We start from the raw sequence: 14945 nt of genomic DNA on the forward strand, positions 1-14945 counted from the left end.
ATTACAGTCCGTGTTTCTTGAAGTACTCGTCGTAGTGTTTCTGGTACATGATTTCCCACTCCTCCGTTCCCTCGCGGAGTTTGCGGGTGGTGTAGGATTCAATGATGCGCCGGGCTTCGGCATCCGCCTTGTCGTCGATCTTCAACTCCTCGTTGATGACCCGGGCGATTTCCAGGCGCACGTCGTTGAGGTCCTCCTTGTAGTCGATCTCCTCGCGGTTTTCGAAATCCTTCACGATGAGCTTGCTGATGTGATTGACTTTTTCCCTGCTCAGTTTCATTTTTGCGTCTTTGTTTAAAGAATGAGGCCGCGTTCCCGGACCAGTTTGGACTTCACCATCTGGAACACGCGTCCGTAATCCATCATGTCGCGCTCGTAGTCCTTGGTGCGGGATTCCAACAGCATTTTGACTTCTTCGTTCAGCCGGTCTTCCACCATCAGGTCTTCGGTGATGATCTCGTGAATGATGGCTTCCAGTTTTTCCGGCCGGTCGTCCCAGATGATGAAATTGTTTTCGATCAGGGAGCGGACGGTTTTTTTAGCGATGCGGTCGATTAATTCTTTCTGAATTCTCATGAACCTGCGTGATTGGTTTTAAAATTAGAAAGCGGGCGACGGGGTTCGAACCCGCGACATTCAGCTTGGGAAGCTGACACTCTACCAACTGAGCTACACCCGCCTGTTTTCAGTCTTCAACCAAGATCAAGAACAAGTTGTCGCCAGTGGTCTGGATATCCACAATTTCCAGTCCTTTGCCGCGAACTTCCTTGATGGCTTTGTCCACCATTTTCTCGATGGCTTCGGCACTTTCTTCACTGATATTGATCACCTTGACACCGGTGATTTTTTTGATAGTCCGATCCATCCGGTCACAACGCCAATCTAATTCACTGATTATAAAGCTTTTTGGAAAGAGGTGACAACTTTTACCGGGTTGCTCGTCAGGCTGGAGCCTGTATTTTGATGCATTATCCAATATTTCCCCGAGTGAAGCAAATAATATCCATCCCAAATTCTTAAAACACAACGGGTTTTGGAACCGGGACCGGAGTTTGAAATCATCATTGTATTTGTTTTTTTCTTTAAGTAATATGAGGTCACAAGCAATGGGTTGTGGCGAAAAACGCTAATACATTCAACTGTGTCTCCGCCCATCCCGACATCCAGAAAGAATGCGCCCCGGCCCTTCAGTGGGCTTTGTTTGTATGGCCGGTCGGCGAAAGATTTCAGAACGCGACCTGCAAAAGGATGAAACGTGGTAAACACCCTGGGTTTTACCGAAAAAATTCCCGTCTCCAAGCACCTCAAGGAACTCAAGGACCGTGTGGTTCAGACGGCCATTGTGGTGGGTTTCTTTTTCGGGATCTGCTTCTACTTCATCGAGATCCTGCTGGGCTGGCTGGAGGACCCGCTTCCCAGGCAATGGGCCAGCCTGACTTTCATCACCCCCACGGAGCCCTTTTTCACCAACATGAAGGTTGCGTTCATGGGATCGCTGTTCATTTCCATGCCGCTCATTCTTTACCATTTCTGGATGTTCATTTCTCCCGGCCTCAAGGTCAAGGAGAAGAAAATCACATTCATGTTCGTGTTTTTCGGCACGCTGTTTTTCGTGTTTGGCGGCACGTTCTGCTATTTCCTCGTGGTGCCCCTGGCGCTGAAGTTCCTGTTCAACTACGGCGTGCAGTACTGGCAGATGCAGGTCACAATCGGTTTTTACTTTTCCTTCATCGTGAAGCTGATTCTCGCTTTTGCCTTTGCCTTCCAGACGCCGTTGATCATGGTCCTTCTAACCAAATTCGGTGTCATCAACACCATCAAGATGCGAATGTACCGCAAGTGGGCCTTCCTCGGCTCGTTTGCACTGGCGGCCATCCTCACCCCGCCCGATATCGTCACTCAGCTCCTGCTTGGCGTGCCATTGTACTGTCTGTATGAATTCGGCGTTCTGGTGTCCACGTTTTTTGAGGACCCCAAGCAGCGCGAGCAGGTGTTGAAGCAGGTCCAGCTGGAACGCGAAATGCGTAAAGCGAAGAAGGAAGCGCAACAGGCACAGAAAGAAGCCAAGAAAAGAAAGGTCAAGGTCAAGCCGCAAAAGAAGGCGGTGTGATTCTGCGGCCGGTTTTCTCTCCCGGTATGAATTCCGTTGTCCCAGCGCGTACCCTCCGGTCGTGACAGGGTTTTCCCTCACAACAGAAACGCGAGAAACGTGACCACGCGCGGATAAAAGTAGGTCACCAACCATCCCCCCAGCGCACACCCCATATGAAAAAACAGGGAAGCCCAGAGTGTGCCGGTCCAGTAAAACAATCCGGAACAGACCAGTCCAATCAGGAACAGGCTCAACCTGATATCGAAGTGGACAAGGGCAAACAACGCAGCAGTGAAATAGATTGCCGTCATCGGTTTTCCCACGCGGAACAGGGCGGGAAGCAGGTACCCGGTGAAAAATACCTGCTCAATAAGGGGTGTGAAAACGACCTGTCCCACTGCAATCAACGCAAGCGTGGCAACGGAGGGCAGGGCGATGGCTCTGTTTTCCGCTCCGGCAAACAGTTCCGTCTGGTTCAATCCCGAATTTTCGATGAAGGCATCGAGCAAGGGCACGGCTCCAGCCAATAGCAAGCCGGGGAGGCCTCCCGCCAAACCATGACGAACCCACGCTTCCCTGGCGAACCCGAGTTGGGCCAGGGTCGCCTTCTTTCTGGCCCATACCACCGTCAAAACCAGTCCGAAATACACCGGCCCCATCCATGCGGAAAACCGATGGGGGTCACGGACAAGCAGGTGCACCAGAGGATAGACAAGGCAGATATATCCCGCAAGACTCCAGGCCGGTCCCTTCAAACTCCACGGAGCTGTCGATGATTTCTGTTGCATGCCGGAAAAGTGGTTTAATTTCCTTTCTGGAAGATTGGGGTGTCCATGATAGTATATCCGCGGTTTGTTCGTATGAGTGAATAGGAGACTCTATGTCAGAAGAAAGCATGGATGCCGGTTGGCGTTCGGCAGATTTGTCCGAGGACGACCTGCGAAAAAAGCTGGAGCTGTCCAAGCACGATCTGGTGGCCGCAGACCTTTCCGGCATCCGGTTGACCAAAGCCGATTTGACTGATGCGAACCTGATGCGCATCGACATGAGCCAGGCTCAATTAAACGGAATCGATTTCCGCCGCTCGGACATGTTGGGGGTCAAGTTTATGGAAGCGGTTCTGACGGACTGCAAGTTCACCGGCAGCCACCTGACGCAGGCCCGGTTTGACGATGCGAAACTGGTCAATATTGTGCTGAACGGACTTCAATTGTCCAATACCAGCTTTCGGGGCGCACGGTTTGAAAATTGCCAGATCAACAAATCCATTTTGACCAAATCCGATCTGGCTAACGTGGAGATGGTCAAATGCCAGTTCATTCAGGCCGACGGCACGCATTCCACATTCCGGGGCATTCAGATCACCGATTCCGACCTCAGTTTCATCCGGCTCGTACGGGTGGATTTCCGCGAATCCGAACTCAATAATGTCAATTTTGACAGCGCCAACCTGAACCAGACCGATTTCAGCGTGGCGGCACTCGAGAACGTCAACTTTAAGAAGGCGCAATTAGGCCAATCCAATTTTATCAGCACGGAATTGTCGAATTGTGACTTTTCCCAGGCCAACCTGGAGCGTTCGAATTTCAGCGAAACTGACATGAGCGGGGCCAAACTGGACGGAGCCATCCTGCACGGGGCCAACTTGCAAAAAGTAGAAAACCTGACAGCGGAGCAGGTCAATGGGGCAAAAATCGACAAGCGCACCATTTTGCCTCATGATCTCGAAGTGGAATGGACCTCAAAAACGGAATTTGTGTGCAAACCCCGCGAATAGCTGTGGGTATAAAAAATAGTTTAAAATTAGTACTTTATATAGTTTATTTTAATGTTTAAATTTAATAATTGAATATTGGGGCGTGTTCCGGCAATGCGGTAATTTCGGTAGTGCACTCCCGGAATAGTCCGCAATCTGTTAAGATGGCACGTTCAGGTTCGACGTCGGTGGGTCCACTGGGCTGTTGCACAACCCGGTACCCCGGCCTTTCCTTCCGGAGCCTCCTTCTACATGCAACGCGGGCGAATCAACCTTCCCGCCTTGTGCTCAGAACCAACCCTGAAATCACAAGGAATTGAATAAAGGCTGTATGAATAGAGAAAATAAAATTGGAAAAATTGTGATCGCCTCCGACCATGCCGGATTCGAATTGAAGCAATCCCTCATTGAGGCCATGCGTGCGGACGGTGTGGAGGTGTCGGACCTCGGCCCGGACTCTTCCGAACAGGTGGATTACCCGGATTACGGCATCAAGGTGGCCACCATGGTGTCGGAGGACGAAAACCTGAACGGCATTGTCATGTGCGGCACCGGAATCGGCATGTCCATCGTCGTCAACCGGTTCCCCAAAGTGAGGGGCACGCTTTGCAACGATGTGTACACGGCCAAGCTTTGCCGGCAGCATAATGATTCAAACATCCTGATTATGGGAGGCCGGGTAATAGGCAAGGGGCTTGCCTATGAAATTGTCCGCACCTGGATGAGCACCCCGTTTGAAGGAGGACGCCACGGCCGCCGTCTGGAAAAGATCAATTCCATCGAAAAAATGATTAACAAAGGAGAACTTTAAATTGTCACTTTTATCTGAATTCGACCCGGATATCGCGCATGCCATCAAAGGCGAAATCGACCGCGAGAATTTCACGCTGGAGATGATCGCATCCGAGAACTTTGTCAGCCCCCAGGTACTCGAAGCACTGGGCTCGGTGATGACCAACAAATACGCCGAGGGCTACCCCAACAAACGTTATTACGGTGGTTGCAAATACGTGGATATCGCCGAGCAGCTGGCGATCGACCGGGCGAAGGAGATTTTCGGTGCGGAGCATGCCAATGTCCAACCCCACTCGGGATCACAGGCCAACATGGCCGTGTATCACGCCGTGTGTGAACCCGGTGACACCATTCTGGGCATGAACCTGTCTCATGGCGGCCACCTGACGCACGGGGCGCCGGTGAACTTTTCGGGCTATACCTACAAGGTCGTGCAGTATGGTCTCAACAAGGAGACCGAGCTTCTCGATTATGACGAAGTTGAAAAGCTGGCCAGGGAACACCGGCCGAAGATGATCGTCGTCGGTGCCAGCGCCTATCCCCGGGTGATCGACGCCAAGCGGTTCCGGGAAATCGCGGATGAGGTGGGTGCGAAGATCATGACGGACATCGCTCATCCGGCAGGGCTGATCGCGGCCAAGCTGTATCCCAGCCCGGTACCGTATTCGGATTTCGTCACCACCACCACGCACAAAACCCTGCGCGGGCCCCGCGGCGGCATGATCCTCTGCAAGGAGGAATTCGCCAAGGACGTGAATAAGAAAATTTTCCCCGGCATCCAGGGCGGTCCCCTGATGCATGTCATCGCCGCCAAGGCGGTCGCCTTCAAGGAAGCCCTGCAGGCGGATTTCGTCGAATACCAGAAACAGGTCATCAAGAACGCGCAGTGCCTGGGCGAATTTCTCAAGGAACGCGACTTCAAGATCGTCAGCGGTGGTACCGACACGCATCTGATTCTGGTCGATCTCAACAACAAGGGCATCACCGGCAAGCAGGCGGAAGAGGCGCTCGACCAGGCGGGCATCACCGTCAACAAGAACACCGTGCCGTTCGAGACGCGCAGTCCTTTCGTCACCTCCGGCATCCGCATCGGCACCCCCGCCCTCACCACCCGCGGCATGAAGGAAAACGCGATGAAGAAGATAGGCGAGTTGATCGTGGGTGTGCTGGAGCACGTGGACGATGCCGCCTACATCGAGAAAACCCGCAAGCAGGTGAGGGACCTTTGCGAGCAGTACCCGTTTCACATGGAGCTATCCAACAAGTACTGAACCTCGATGAAATGCCCAAACTGTTCCAATATGGAAAACAAGGTCATTGATTCCCGCACCAACCGGGAAGGGGACATGACCCGCCGCCGCCGCGAATGCCTCAATTGCGGCGAGCGGTTCACCACCTACGAACGGATCGAAACCACACCGCTTCTTGTCGTGAAAAAAGACGGGCGTCGGGAAGAATTCGATCGCCGCAAAATCATGTCCGGTATCCAGAAAGCCTGCCAGAAACGCCCCGTCAGCATCGAGCAGATGGAAGAGATCGTGGACCGGGTCGAGAAACATTTTCAGGAATCCGGGGAAAAAGAAGTTTCCGCTGTCACCGTCGGCGAGAAGGTGGTGAAGGAGCTATACAATCTGGATGGCGTCGCGTATGTCCGTTTCGCTTCGGTATACCGGGATTTCAAGGACGCCAACGAGTTTTTGTCCGAGCTCAGAAACTTCGTCAAGAACAAGGAAGATCACTGAACCGGAGCTTTCGGCACCGTTTGCACCTCCCCCAGTGCAAAAGGCTTTCTCTCCCGCCTGTTTTTTCTTTATAATCGAAGAGGAACCCAACCGGTGGGGCGAAGGGCGTTGGACCCTAAATCATTGTAATCCCTTGGCTACCGTGATAGGATGCCTTTTTTCCCCACGCCACCTGATGAGACATGAAAGTCCTGACCTTCAATATTGCCATGATCAGTTATCTGATGGCATCTCTGGAGTATTTCGTTTACCTGATATACCGGCGTCAGTTCGTGTCCTCGCTGGCGACGGTCACCGCTGGGGTCGGACTGTTTTTTCATACGGTGATCATCGGCCTGCGTTCGCAGGAAACCGGCCATGGGCCTTACACCACCTCCTTTGAAGTGGCAATTTTCTTTTCATGGGTGGTGGTTGTGGTGTACTTTATTACCCATTGGAAATACAAGATCAAGGACTTGGGATCGTTTGTCATCCCCCTGGCTTTCCTGATTCTTTTGTACGCGACCTTCCTGTCGGAAGAGGTGGTGCACTTTCCGGAATCCCAGTTCCGGAGCCTCATGACCCTGCACCGCACCCTGTCCATTCTCGGGTTCGCCGCATTCGCCATCGCCTTTGCGGTGGGAGTGATGTACCTGATTCAGGAACGGCAGGTGAAATCCAAAAAGCTTGGCATCATGTATTTTCGCATGCCTCCCCTGGAATCGATGGACCAGTTGAACTTCAAGGTGGTGGCGATCGGATTTCCGCTGTTCACGCTGGGCTTTTTGACCGGCGGCATCTGGACCACCCAGGCGACGGAGTCGCCGTTTTTTTCATGGGACGTGGTCCGGACGTGGCCCCTGGTGTTTGGCTGGATCATATACGGCATCGTGTTTTTCGGCCGATTCATGACGGGACTGCGTGGCCGTAAAGCCGCGTGGGGGTCGGTAGCGGGATTCATTACGGTCATGTTCAGTTACCTTCTGCACGTGTGATATGGAACACAGTAATCTGGTGATCGTTGGCGTCAACCACAAGAACACGCCCGTAGAATTACGGGAACGGTTGGCGTTCACGCAGGGGACCATTGAGGAGTCTTCGGAAAAACTCAACCAGTATCCGGAGATCGAGGAAAACCTCATCATCTCCACCTGCAACCGGGTGGAGATCTACGCCCGTGTGAACGACATCAACAACGGAGTCCTGCGGCTCAAGCGCTTCATCTCGGATTACCACCAGATCCCCATCGATGTCCTCGACGAGCATTTCTACTCCTACACCGAGGACAAAACCATCGAGCACCTGTTCCGCGTGTCGGCGAGCCTGGATTCCATGATCGTCGGCGAAGCGCAGATCCTGGGACAGGTGAAGGACGCCTACAGCCTGGCGCGTTCGCTCCGCACCACCGGCATCTTCCTCAACCAGTTATTCGAGAAGGCATTCAACGTCGCCAAGCGAATCCGTGAGGAAACCGGCATCGCCGAGAGCGCCGTGTCCATCAGTTCTGCCGCAGTCGAACTGGCGCGGAAGATTTTCGACAACCTGGAAAACCATACCGTCATGCTGGTGGGTACGGGGGAGATGGCGGAACTCGCCGCCCGGCACCTCATGACTTACGGTCTCAAAACCGTGTACGTTGCCAGCCGCACGTACGAACGGGCCGCCGGCCTGGCCAAAACCCTGAACGGCAGTGCGCTTGGTTTTGATGAGTTCAAGGAGGAGTTGTACCGTGCCGACATCGTTATCAGTTCCACTGCCGCACCCAATTTCATCATCACCAAAGAAATGGTCGACGAAGCTTTGCACAAACGCAAGAACCGCTCCATGTTTTTGATCGATATCGCCGTGCCGCGTGACATTGCTCCGGAGGTCAATGACCTCGAAAACGTGTACCTCTACGACATTGATGATCTGCAAAGCGTCGTGGATGCCAACATGAAGGAACGTGAGAAGGAAGCCGAACTGGCCATGGAGATCATTCACTCCGAGGTGGTCAAGTTCAACAGCTGGATTGAGTCGCGGGACGCGGTGCCCACGATTGTTGGCCTGCGTCGAAAGGCTGAGGACATCCGGCGCCAGGAACTGGACAAAACCCTCAAACGGCTTGAACACTTGTCAACGGAAGATAAAAGCGCTCTTGAGCAAATGACGCTTTCCATCATCAACAAGATTCTTCACAAACCCACGGTCAACCTGAAGGAGAAAACCCGCACTTCTGAAGGCCAGGCTTATTTGAAAGCCATCCGCGACCTGTTTCATTTGGACGATTAATGGACCCATTATTTAGATCGATTTACGAAGTCAGTGAAATCCGCATTGGCACGCGGGGCAGTCCGCTTGCGCTCTGGCAGGCCAACTGGATCAAATCTTTGCTTGAAGAGGAGCACCCGGATATCACGGTGTCGCTGATCACCATCAAGACTTCCGGGGACAAGATCCAGGATGTGCCGCTGGCGAAGGTCGGAGGCAAAGGCCTGTTCACCAAGGAGATTGAGGAAGGCCTGTTGCGGAATGAAGTTGATATTGCCGTCCACAGCATGAAGGACGTGCCGATGAAACTGCCTCCCGGGCTGGGGCTGTCTGTTATCACGGAGCGCGAGGACCCGCGCGATGCTCTCATTTCCCGCGATGGCAAGAAGCTGGACGAACTGCCGCAAGGAGCGAAAGTGGGAACGGGCAGTTTTCGCCGGACCACTCAACTCCTGGCATATCGTCCTGACCTCCAAATCGTACCCATGCGCGGCAACGTCGGAACGCGGCTCGATAAAATGGAGAAGGAAAACCTGGACGGTATCATATTGGCTGCGGCAGGTTTGAAGCGGATGGGCATGGCCGACCGCATCAGCGAATGCATTCCGCCGGAGATCATGTTACCCGGGGGCGGGCAGGGCGCGGTGGGTATCGAAACGCGCAAGGACGACCCGGGAGTCATGATGCGAATTCTACCGCTTGAACATGAAGATACGCATACCGCCCTGGAGGCGGAACGGTCCTTCCTGCATCGACTGGAAGGTGGATGCCAGGTGCCGATTGGGGTTTACGCTACGGTGGACGGCAACCGCATTCACATCCGTGGCATGGTGGGGAGCCTCGACGGCAAGCAGGTGTTCCGTGCCGAAGGGTCGGGAGTCATCCAGGATGCGGTCAAGCTGGGAGACCAGTGCGCGCTGGAGATCCTGGAGCAGGGCGCGGGAAAGGTCCTCGACGAAATCTACAATCGCTGAGCGGATCAAACGCGGAGCGGGCAGACGGTTGATGCGGATCAGCTTTTATTGCGCGGCGGGCAGTAGGTGCTGATGTCGAACAGGGAGTAGATAAAGCAATTGCCGGCCATGCCGGTGATGATGATCACCACGCCCACCAATGCCGTGGTCCACCCCCAGAATCCGCCGGACGCGAGTCCTCCCAGCACCAGAGCGACCCCCAGCATCATCCGAAACAACCTGTCCCCATGACCGACGTTGTAGCCCATCGAGTTCCCTTTCTATTTTACGTTGAAAATCACAACCAGTATTCTTCCGGCTTGCCCAGCCGTTCTTCCGCCAGCCGGGTGGCCTCTTCACGGAAAATAATATCTTTGCCGGCCCGCTCTTTCAACCTTTTCGTGATGGTGAGGATATTGCGGCTCACGGTTTCAAAAATAAGATTTTCAACATAAGTCCGGCCGTGATTTCCCATTGCCATGACCCGTTCCCGGTAGGATTCGTCCTGCGTCATTTTCACCTCCACCGCACACCCGATCACCCCTCCTGAGTTGACGATGAAGTCGGTATAGGACAGAATTTTTCTCCGGTTCTCGAGGTAGTATTCGGTCATTTTGTTACTGGGCGTGTTAGCGCCCTGGAAAATTTTACCGCACATAAGGCGGTCGGCGTTGCGGGCTGTGATGGCGTCCGGTCGCGCGGCCGGGATCAGGATGTCGCAGGGCGCTTCGAGGAGACGGGACACGTTGCCGTTGAAAAACCGTTTGTCCACCTGGCCGCGATACGAACCAAGTCCTTTGGGGTTGCTCCTTGCCTGATTGATCTCGCGGATCTGAAGGCCTTTAGAGCACCACAACGCGGCATTCAGATCGGAGGCCCCGACAATGAGGGCGCCTTCTTCCGCAAGTTTGTTACCGATAGCGGCGCCGACGTTGCCAAATCCCTGGATCACAACACGCGCACCCCTGATTTGAAAATTGGGATCGATGTCCTCAAGCGTTTTGATGGAAGAATAAAGGCTGTGCCCGGTGAGCCCCCATTTATCGATGGGCACTCCCCCCTTTGCGAAAGGGCGTCCCGCTGCTCCCCGGCCGTGATGCGGGTCTCCCAGCATATCGGTGTTGTATTGAAAGATGCGCTGGGTGTCGTTTTCATCCGTGCTCATGTCCGGCGCCGAGATGTAGTTGTCAATGGGGAAGATGGCTTCCGCAAAGGCACCGATGAGGTCCTGCTTCATTCCCTTGGCCCGGCCGAACTCATTCGGATCGAAAGCGATGCCCGACTTGGCCCCTCCAAATGGAAGGTTGGCGGCACTGTTTTTCAATGTCATGGTACGTGCCAGCCGCATGATTTCCCAAACTGAGAGGTCAGCGGCAATACGTATGCCACCCAGCCCGGGCCCGCGTCGGGTATTGTCAATTACAACATACCCCCACACGTCACCCGTCTTCGGGTCCACCACCTGGTACTTGTTTTGAGGTGGTTGATCTGCAGGGGCGAAATGACGCGGGTTCCCCTCGGTTGTCAATGGTTCTGCGACCAGCTTTTCTGGAATTTTTCCCTTACTCAAGCAACCCTCATTTCAGTTCGGTGATTTCAGTGATCCAGGGTTCGTACCGCTTACCATAACTTAGGGTAACGGTATAACGCGGTCCCATTCCATTTTTTTTGCCGGCACGTCGGCTTCGGGCCGGGCTCCAATATCGGGGTTTTGATACAAATTGAAAAAAGCGATCCCGGAATAAATAGGGAACATGCAGCTGGTCTATAAGTATTTTCTGGATATAACCATTAATGGCGACTTCGTTTTTTCCATGTTTGCCCCGTTCACCTGCGGGGAGAACCGATTTCCTTATACGGACGATTCCCCGAACGATGAGGTGCCGGGAACGGTCCGGGTAGCGCTCCCGAAGTTGGGAAGGGGACCTTCCCGCATCAACAGCAAACAGGCGGGACTGGGTGACCATGCTCCGTTTCAGGCTTTCAATCTGCCGGTTGAGGGATTGGATTTTTGATTCATCCGTTTCCTTTTCCAAATCCGATTTGAGAGAGGCATAGTATTCTGCAGCTCCTTTCCGCCAGAGATTCCAGGTCGGACCTTCCATTTCCAAAACAATAAACGCATCCCGGGGAAGCTGGCGGCGATAATAGTCGTAAGCCCTCGGATCATTGGCCGGCATTTCGACACGAAATCCGAGGTCGATAAGTTTATCGCGGGTGAACCACCCCGGTTCCGGGTTGTAATGCCCCGGTTTCTGAAATCCGGGCATCTGCCAGTTGAGTCGAAGAAACAAGCCGGTGTTTTCCCGCTCCTGCCAGGCTTTGGGCAGCTCCCGTTCCGTCAGCGTAATGCGGGCTTCGGGTTCTCCGGATCGGTTGAACACCACACCCGCAATCACCCAGACATTGATGAAGAGAATCAGGCCGACCGCGATGGGCATTCCATAGCGTTTCATACCGCCTCCCGGAATCGATCGCGCATGGAGCGGAAAAGCACCAGCAGACCAATGGTGATCAGACTCAGCACGAAAAAGAAAAGTGACTTCGGCAATGCGTCCCACCACCAGTCAAAAAACTTCGTATAAAAAAACAAGGTGCAGAAAGTCGTTCCAATATGGGTGATGCCGGGATACTGCAGGCGCACGCCCAGCCAGACCGTTATTCCGTAAGCCGCCAGGGCGGCCGTCTGGTAACCGACCTCGATCCTGTTTTCATTGCCCATCAGGTAACTGCAATGACCGCAATAGGACATGATAAGGAGGGCGAGGTGTATTGAAAGCAGGGCAACCAGATGATAAAACCAGGTGAAGTGTGGGTTCTTATGGTGTTTGATGCAAAACGGCAAAGCCAGTAAAAAGATTCCCCCGAAAATGAAATTTTCCGGCCGCTCTCCGAAATGAAGCCAGTATATTCCGGAAAAGGCTCCCACCGTTGCCGACAGGTAAGCCAGTAAACAAAGTAACCCGGCCAGCAAAAGAAGACGCAGTCCAAACCGGTACGCAAGTATCAGGGCAAATGCGCCCCAAACCAGAAAGGCGTTCTGCGAAGGGGTGATGTTGTACAGCGACCCCATTACATTGAGGTTCAAAACGAAACCGATGAAGGCGACGAGCCCGATCAAAGAAGCGTAATAATGTGAAGGCTCGCGCTGGGCGGCGAACCGCATGGTCAGTACTGCAAGAATGGGCAGGGAGATGACTGAAACGATTTGTACTGATTCCGGAATCAGGCCCCAAATCTGATAAAAGAAAAAAAAGATGCTGGCGCAGAGAGCCAGCCCTCCAAGGAAGGTGAGGATGCGCATGCCCAGCGAAAGCTGTTTCTCTGCGGCTGAGTTGTCCGTGTCGAATTGGTGCTTGAAACGGGTAATCAGGTCCGCGTGATAACCTTCGATCAACCGGCGTGTCTCGTAAGGCAGGCGGATCAGTCCGGAACTTTCAATTTCCTGCAGTTCCTTTTGGAAAGCCTGAATCCGATCCACCCGTTCCTGGGCTTTCTTTTTGCTGGGAAAACGGTCCATCCCGCTCTCTTACCTAAACATGGCGCACAGGGGGGTTCTGTGCTAATTTAAATGACTTTGTCGGCTTTTTAATATGAGAACATGAGACCTCAACCAACACAAGAACAAATAGATGAGTGGGTCGAGCGTTCCCTGGCGGAAGACCTTGGTGAAGGCGATGTCACCACCGAAACCCTGGTCGATCCCACAGTCCTCGCCCGGGCGCAGGTGGTTGCCAAACAGGACCTCGTGGTCTGTGGCATGGATCTGGTTCGCACTGTTTTTCGCCATGTTGACATGGCTGCGACGTTTGCGAATGAACGCGAAGATGGATGTTTTCTGAAGCAGGGTGAGATTTTAATCTGCATCGAAGGCAAGGCCGGCGCGTTGCTGAAAGGAGAACGGACGGCACTCAATATATTGCAACGGTTGAGCGGCATTGCCACCCTGACCCGGGCATTTGTAGAGAAGGCGGGATCGGTTCAGATTCTTGATACGCGCAAAACCACCCCTGGCCTGCGCGTGTTCGAAAAATATGCCGTAGCGTGCGGGGGAGGAACCAACCATCGTTTCGGCTTGTTCGATGCTGTGCTGATCAAGGACAATCACATCAAGATGGCAGGAGGTATAGGACCGGCACTGGAGCGGATAAAGGCGTCGGGTCATGAGGGACCCATCGAAATTGAAACGACCAATCTGGAAGAAGTGAACGAAGCGATCGAGGGTGGGGCCGACATCATCCTGCTGGACAACATGACGCCGGAGACAATGGCCGAGGCGGTGCGCCTGATCAATGGCCGGGCCCGCACCGAAGCTTCCGGCAACATGACGCTTGAAAAAGTGGGACAGCTGGCGAAGGTGGGCCTGGACTGTATTTCGGTTGGGGGATTGACCCATTCCGCCCCGGCAGTGGACATCAGCATGAATTTCGACCTTCCGGGTTGATCGGTTCTATCTTTCCCGACCAGCAATTCTCCCTGTATAATGGGAGTGATTGCAAAAAGGAGATGCGGACACCATGCCCTGCAAAGACAGCTCAGCCCGGATGACCGTGCGGCTCGATGCCGAGGACCGGTTGCGGGATTACACTTTTCATAAAATCACGTGCAACCGCAATATCGGCGTGGATAAAACCTACCACGACCTGTGCGCCGGCCAGCCCGTGTCCGTCGTTCTGGACACCCAGTTCGGTGACCTCATCGAAAGGCTGAACCTCCTGGATACGGAGGACCAGTTCCTCACCTACCTGGAATGGGATGCTCTCCGCTCGGCACTGCAGCAGTATGTGGGCCAGTCCGAAGGCGTGGAAACGGAACGTTACCAGATAGCCTCCATCGACTACTCGGAGGCGGGAAACGTGGAAATCAATCTCGTCATATACCCGCCGCAAGAATTGCCCCGAATCGAGTCGTGCCTGAGCCGGACCCGGAAAGAGGGACGGGATTAGTCATCCGGCCACAGCCTCACCGGTCGTACGTACCCCTGCGTGAAATCCTGATCGTAGTGCTGGGCGTTACCGCCCTGGAACTCGAAGTAAAAGGCCGCCTGCTGGTCGAACGGCAGGCACCATGACCCGATGCCACAACCCGGTTCAAACAAGTCGGAGATATGAATCTCCTTGTTGGAACGTGCGTTCAATTTTAATTCAGGGTTGTAGAGTTCCGCTATTTCCTCTTTTTCCGGCATGCGCCAGTCATGAAACCCCAGGTAATCTTTTTTATTCAATTGGTCGATCAACTGGAGCGCTTCCTGGAAATTAACCCAGTCTCCGGCTATTTGAAATGAATCCTTTTTTGCCCAGGCAAGACCGGTTTTGTTGTCCTGGATGGTGCCGTCGCCGTTGTCCACAAATCTGGGTTGATCGCTCATAATCCATTCC

Annotated in this window: 19 protein-coding genes and 1 tRNA gene; 10 read left to right on the plus strand and 10 right to left on the minus strand. The window is 53.7% G+C overall.

Annotated elements, in window-relative coordinates:
- Position 1 precedes the first annotated feature (1 nt).
- The 4 genes from ACTRXA_RS01705 to ACTRXA_RS01720 all read right to left on the minus strand — a co-directional run bounded on the left by ACTRXA_RS01705 (position 2) and on the right by ACTRXA_RS01720 (position 865).
- A complete protein-coding gene (locus ACTRXA_RS01705; RefSeq protein ID WP_442425475.1) occupies positions 2-280 on the minus strand; it encodes a DUF507 family protein in 279 nt (92 codons plus the stop codon).
- 14 nt (positions 281-294) lie between these two features.
- Positions 295-576 (minus strand): DUF507 family protein, encoded by a 282-nt coding sequence (locus ACTRXA_RS01710; protein ID WP_005010312.1) that lies wholly within the window; start codon positions 574-576, stop codon positions 295-297.
- Between the two features lie 30 nt (positions 577-606).
- Positions 607-679, minus strand: a tRNA-Gly gene (locus ACTRXA_RS01715).
- Between the two features lie 6 nt (positions 680-685).
- Positions 686-865 (minus strand): hypothetical protein, encoded by a 180-nt coding sequence (locus tag ACTRXA_RS01720; RefSeq protein WP_005010316.1) that lies wholly within the window; start codon positions 863-865, stop codon positions 686-688.
- Between the two features lie 390 nt (positions 866-1255).
- Between ACTRXA_RS01720 and tatC the strand changes: the two genes are divergently transcribed.
- Positions 1256-2110, plus strand: coding sequence for a twin-arginine translocase subunit TatC (gene tatC / locus ACTRXA_RS01725; RefSeq protein ID WP_442425476.1), 855 nt, complete (start codon positions 1256-1258; stop codon positions 2108-2110).
- A 77-nt stretch (positions 2111-2187) separates the two neighbouring features.
- On the opposite strand, the gene ACTRXA_RS01730 is transcribed toward tatC, so the two are convergent.
- Complete coding sequence (locus tag ACTRXA_RS01730) at positions 2188-2847, minus strand: CPBP family intramembrane glutamic endopeptidase (protein ID WP_442425477.1); 660 nt, start codon at positions 2845-2847, stop codon at positions 2188-2190.
- Between the two features lie 125 nt (positions 2848-2972).
- Between ACTRXA_RS01730 and ACTRXA_RS01735 the strand changes: the two genes are divergently transcribed.
- The 7 genes from ACTRXA_RS01735 to hemC all read left to right on the plus strand — a co-directional run bounded on the left by ACTRXA_RS01735 (position 2973) and on the right by hemC (position 9588).
- Complete coding sequence (locus tag ACTRXA_RS01735; protein ID WP_442425478.1) at positions 2973-3869, plus strand: pentapeptide repeat-containing protein; 897 nt, start codon at positions 2973-2975, stop codon at positions 3867-3869.
- Between the two features lie 310 nt (positions 3870-4179).
- Positions 4180-4659: a ribose 5-phosphate isomerase B gene (gene rpiB, locus ACTRXA_RS01740; RefSeq protein WP_442425479.1), complete on the plus strand. Its 480-nt coding sequence runs from the start codon at positions 4180-4182 to the stop codon at positions 4657-4659.
- A 1-nt stretch (position 4660) separates the two neighbouring features.
- A complete protein-coding gene (gene glyA, locus ACTRXA_RS01745; protein ID WP_442425480.1) occupies positions 4661-5914 on the plus strand; it encodes a serine hydroxymethyltransferase in 1254 nt (417 codons plus the stop codon).
- Between the two features lie 6 nt (positions 5915-5920).
- Positions 5921-6385, plus strand: coding sequence for a transcriptional regulator NrdR (nrdR, locus tag ACTRXA_RS01750; RefSeq protein ID WP_442425481.1), 465 nt, complete (start codon positions 5921-5923; stop codon positions 6383-6385).
- Positions 6386-6567: 182 nt separating this feature from the next.
- On the plus strand, positions 6568-7359 hold the full coding sequence (locus tag ACTRXA_RS01755; protein ID WP_442425482.1) for a cytochrome C assembly family protein: 792 nt from the start codon (positions 6568-6570) through the stop codon (positions 7357-7359).
- A 1-nt stretch (position 7360) separates the two neighbouring features.
- Positions 7361-8635 (plus strand): glutamyl-tRNA reductase, encoded by a 1275-nt coding sequence (gene hemA / locus ACTRXA_RS01760; RefSeq protein WP_442425483.1) that lies wholly within the window; start codon positions 7361-7363, stop codon positions 8633-8635.
- Positions 8635-9588: a hydroxymethylbilane synthase gene (hemC, locus tag ACTRXA_RS01765; protein WP_442425484.1), complete on the plus strand. Its 954-nt coding sequence runs from the start codon at positions 8635-8637 to the stop codon at positions 9586-9588. The genes hemA and hemC overlap by 1 nt, the downstream gene beginning before the upstream one ends.
- A 38-nt stretch (positions 9589-9626) precedes the next feature.
- Here hemC and ACTRXA_RS01770 read toward each other — a convergent pair whose 3' ends face one another.
- Genes ACTRXA_RS01770 through ACTRXA_RS01785 form a run of 4 tightly spaced genes read right to left on the minus strand, consistent with a single transcriptional unit; the run spans position 9627 to position 13087 of the window.
- The gene (locus tag ACTRXA_RS01770; protein WP_442425485.1) at positions 9627-9836 is read right to left on the minus strand and encodes a YgaP family membrane protein; all 210 of its coding nucleotides are present in this window, start codon (positions 9834-9836) and stop codon (positions 9627-9629) included.
- 29 nt (positions 9837-9865) lie between these two features.
- A complete protein-coding gene (locus ACTRXA_RS01775) occupies positions 9866-11137 on the minus strand; it encodes a Glu/Leu/Phe/Val dehydrogenase dimerization domain-containing protein (RefSeq protein WP_442425486.1) in 1272 nt (423 codons plus the stop codon).
- A 7-nt stretch (positions 11138-11144) separates the two neighbouring features.
- The gene (locus ACTRXA_RS01780; RefSeq protein WP_442425487.1) at positions 11145-12131 is read right to left on the minus strand and encodes a DUF4824 family protein; all 987 of its coding nucleotides are present in this window, start codon (positions 12129-12131) and stop codon (positions 11145-11147) included.
- Positions 12020-13087, minus strand: a complete 1068-nt coding sequence (locus ACTRXA_RS01785) for a DUF2157 domain-containing protein (protein ID WP_442425488.1) — start codon at positions 13085-13087, stop codon at positions 12020-12022. Before ACTRXA_RS01785 ends, ACTRXA_RS01780 begins: the two co-directional genes overlap by 112 nt.
- An 81-nt stretch (positions 13088-13168) precedes the next feature.
- Between ACTRXA_RS01785 and nadC the strand changes: the two genes are divergently transcribed.
- Both nadC and ACTRXA_RS01795 read left to right on the plus strand, forming a co-directional pair.
- Positions 13169-14011 (plus strand): carboxylating nicotinate-nucleotide diphosphorylase, encoded by an 843-nt coding sequence (gene nadC / locus ACTRXA_RS01790; protein ID WP_442425489.1) that lies wholly within the window; start codon positions 13169-13171, stop codon positions 14009-14011.
- A 73-nt stretch (positions 14012-14084) separates the two neighbouring features.
- Entirely contained in the window at positions 14085-14513 is a 429-nt protein-coding gene (locus ACTRXA_RS01795) for a hypothetical protein (RefSeq protein ID WP_442425490.1), read from the plus strand.
- Here ACTRXA_RS01795 and ACTRXA_RS01800 read toward each other — a convergent pair.
- Complete coding sequence (locus ACTRXA_RS01800; RefSeq protein ID WP_442425491.1) at positions 14510-14935, minus strand: DUF1566 domain-containing protein; 426 nt, start codon at positions 14933-14935, stop codon at positions 14510-14512. The two genes, ACTRXA_RS01795 and ACTRXA_RS01800, sit on opposite strands and share 4 nt — an antisense overlap.
- Positions 14936-14945: the final 10 nt, after the last annotated feature.

The organism is Nitrospina sp. P1_D6 (genome assembly GCF_052156615.1).
Classification (GTDB): Bacteria; Nitrospinota; Nitrospinia; order Nitrospinales; family Nitrospinaceae; genus Nitrospina.

Excerpts from the sequence above, each read along its gene's own strand:
- ACTRXA_RS01800 (WP_442425491.1), bottom strand. The coding sequence starts at position 14,935 with ATGAGCGATCAACCCAGATTTGTGGACAACGGCGACGGCACCATCCAG.
- ACTRXA_RS01735 (WP_442425478.1), top strand. The coding sequence starts at position 2,973 with ATGTCAGAAGAAAGCATGGATGCCGGTTGGCGTTCGGCAGATTTGTCC.
- nrdR (WP_442425481.1), top strand. The coding sequence starts at position 5,921 with ATGAAATGCCCAAACTGTTCCAATATGGAAAACAAGGTCATTGATTCC.
- hemA (WP_442425483.1), top strand. The coding sequence starts at position 7,361 with ATGGAACACAGTAATCTGGTGATCGTTGGCGTCAACCACAAGAACACG.
- ACTRXA_RS01705 (WP_442425475.1), bottom strand. The coding sequence starts at position 280 with ATGAAACTGAGCAGGGAAAAAGTCAATCACATCAGCAAGCTCATCGTG.
- nadC (WP_442425489.1), top strand. The coding sequence starts at position 13,169 with ATGAGACCTCAACCAACACAAGAACAAATAGATGAGTGGGTCGAGCGT.
- ACTRXA_RS01795 (WP_442425490.1), top strand. The coding sequence starts at position 14,085 with ATGCCCTGCAAAGACAGCTCAGCCCGGATGACCGTGCGGCTCGATGCC.
- ACTRXA_RS01720 (WP_005010316.1), bottom strand. The coding sequence starts at position 865 with ATGGATCGGACTATCAAAAAAATCACCGGTGTCAAGGTGATCAATATC.
- ACTRXA_RS01770 (WP_442425485.1), bottom strand. The coding sequence starts at position 9,836 with ATGGGCTACAACGTCGGTCATGGGGACAGGTTGTTTCGGATGATGCTG.
- hemC (WP_442425484.1), top strand. The coding sequence starts at position 8,635 with ATGGACCCATTATTTAGATCGATTTACGAAGTCAGTGAAATCCGCATT.
- ACTRXA_RS01785 (WP_442425488.1), bottom strand. The coding sequence starts at position 13,087 with ATGGACCGTTTTCCCAGCAAAAAGAAAGCCCAGGAACGGGTGGATCGG.
- ACTRXA_RS01755 (WP_442425482.1), top strand. The coding sequence starts at position 6,568 with ATGAAAGTCCTGACCTTCAATATTGCCATGATCAGTTATCTGATGGCA.
- rpiB (WP_442425479.1), top strand. The coding sequence starts at position 4,180 with ATGAATAGAGAAAATAAAATTGGAAAAATTGTGATCGCCTCCGACCAT.
- ACTRXA_RS01710 (WP_005010312.1), bottom strand. The coding sequence starts at position 576 with ATGAGAATTCAGAAAGAATTAATCGACCGCATCGCTAAAAAAACCGTC.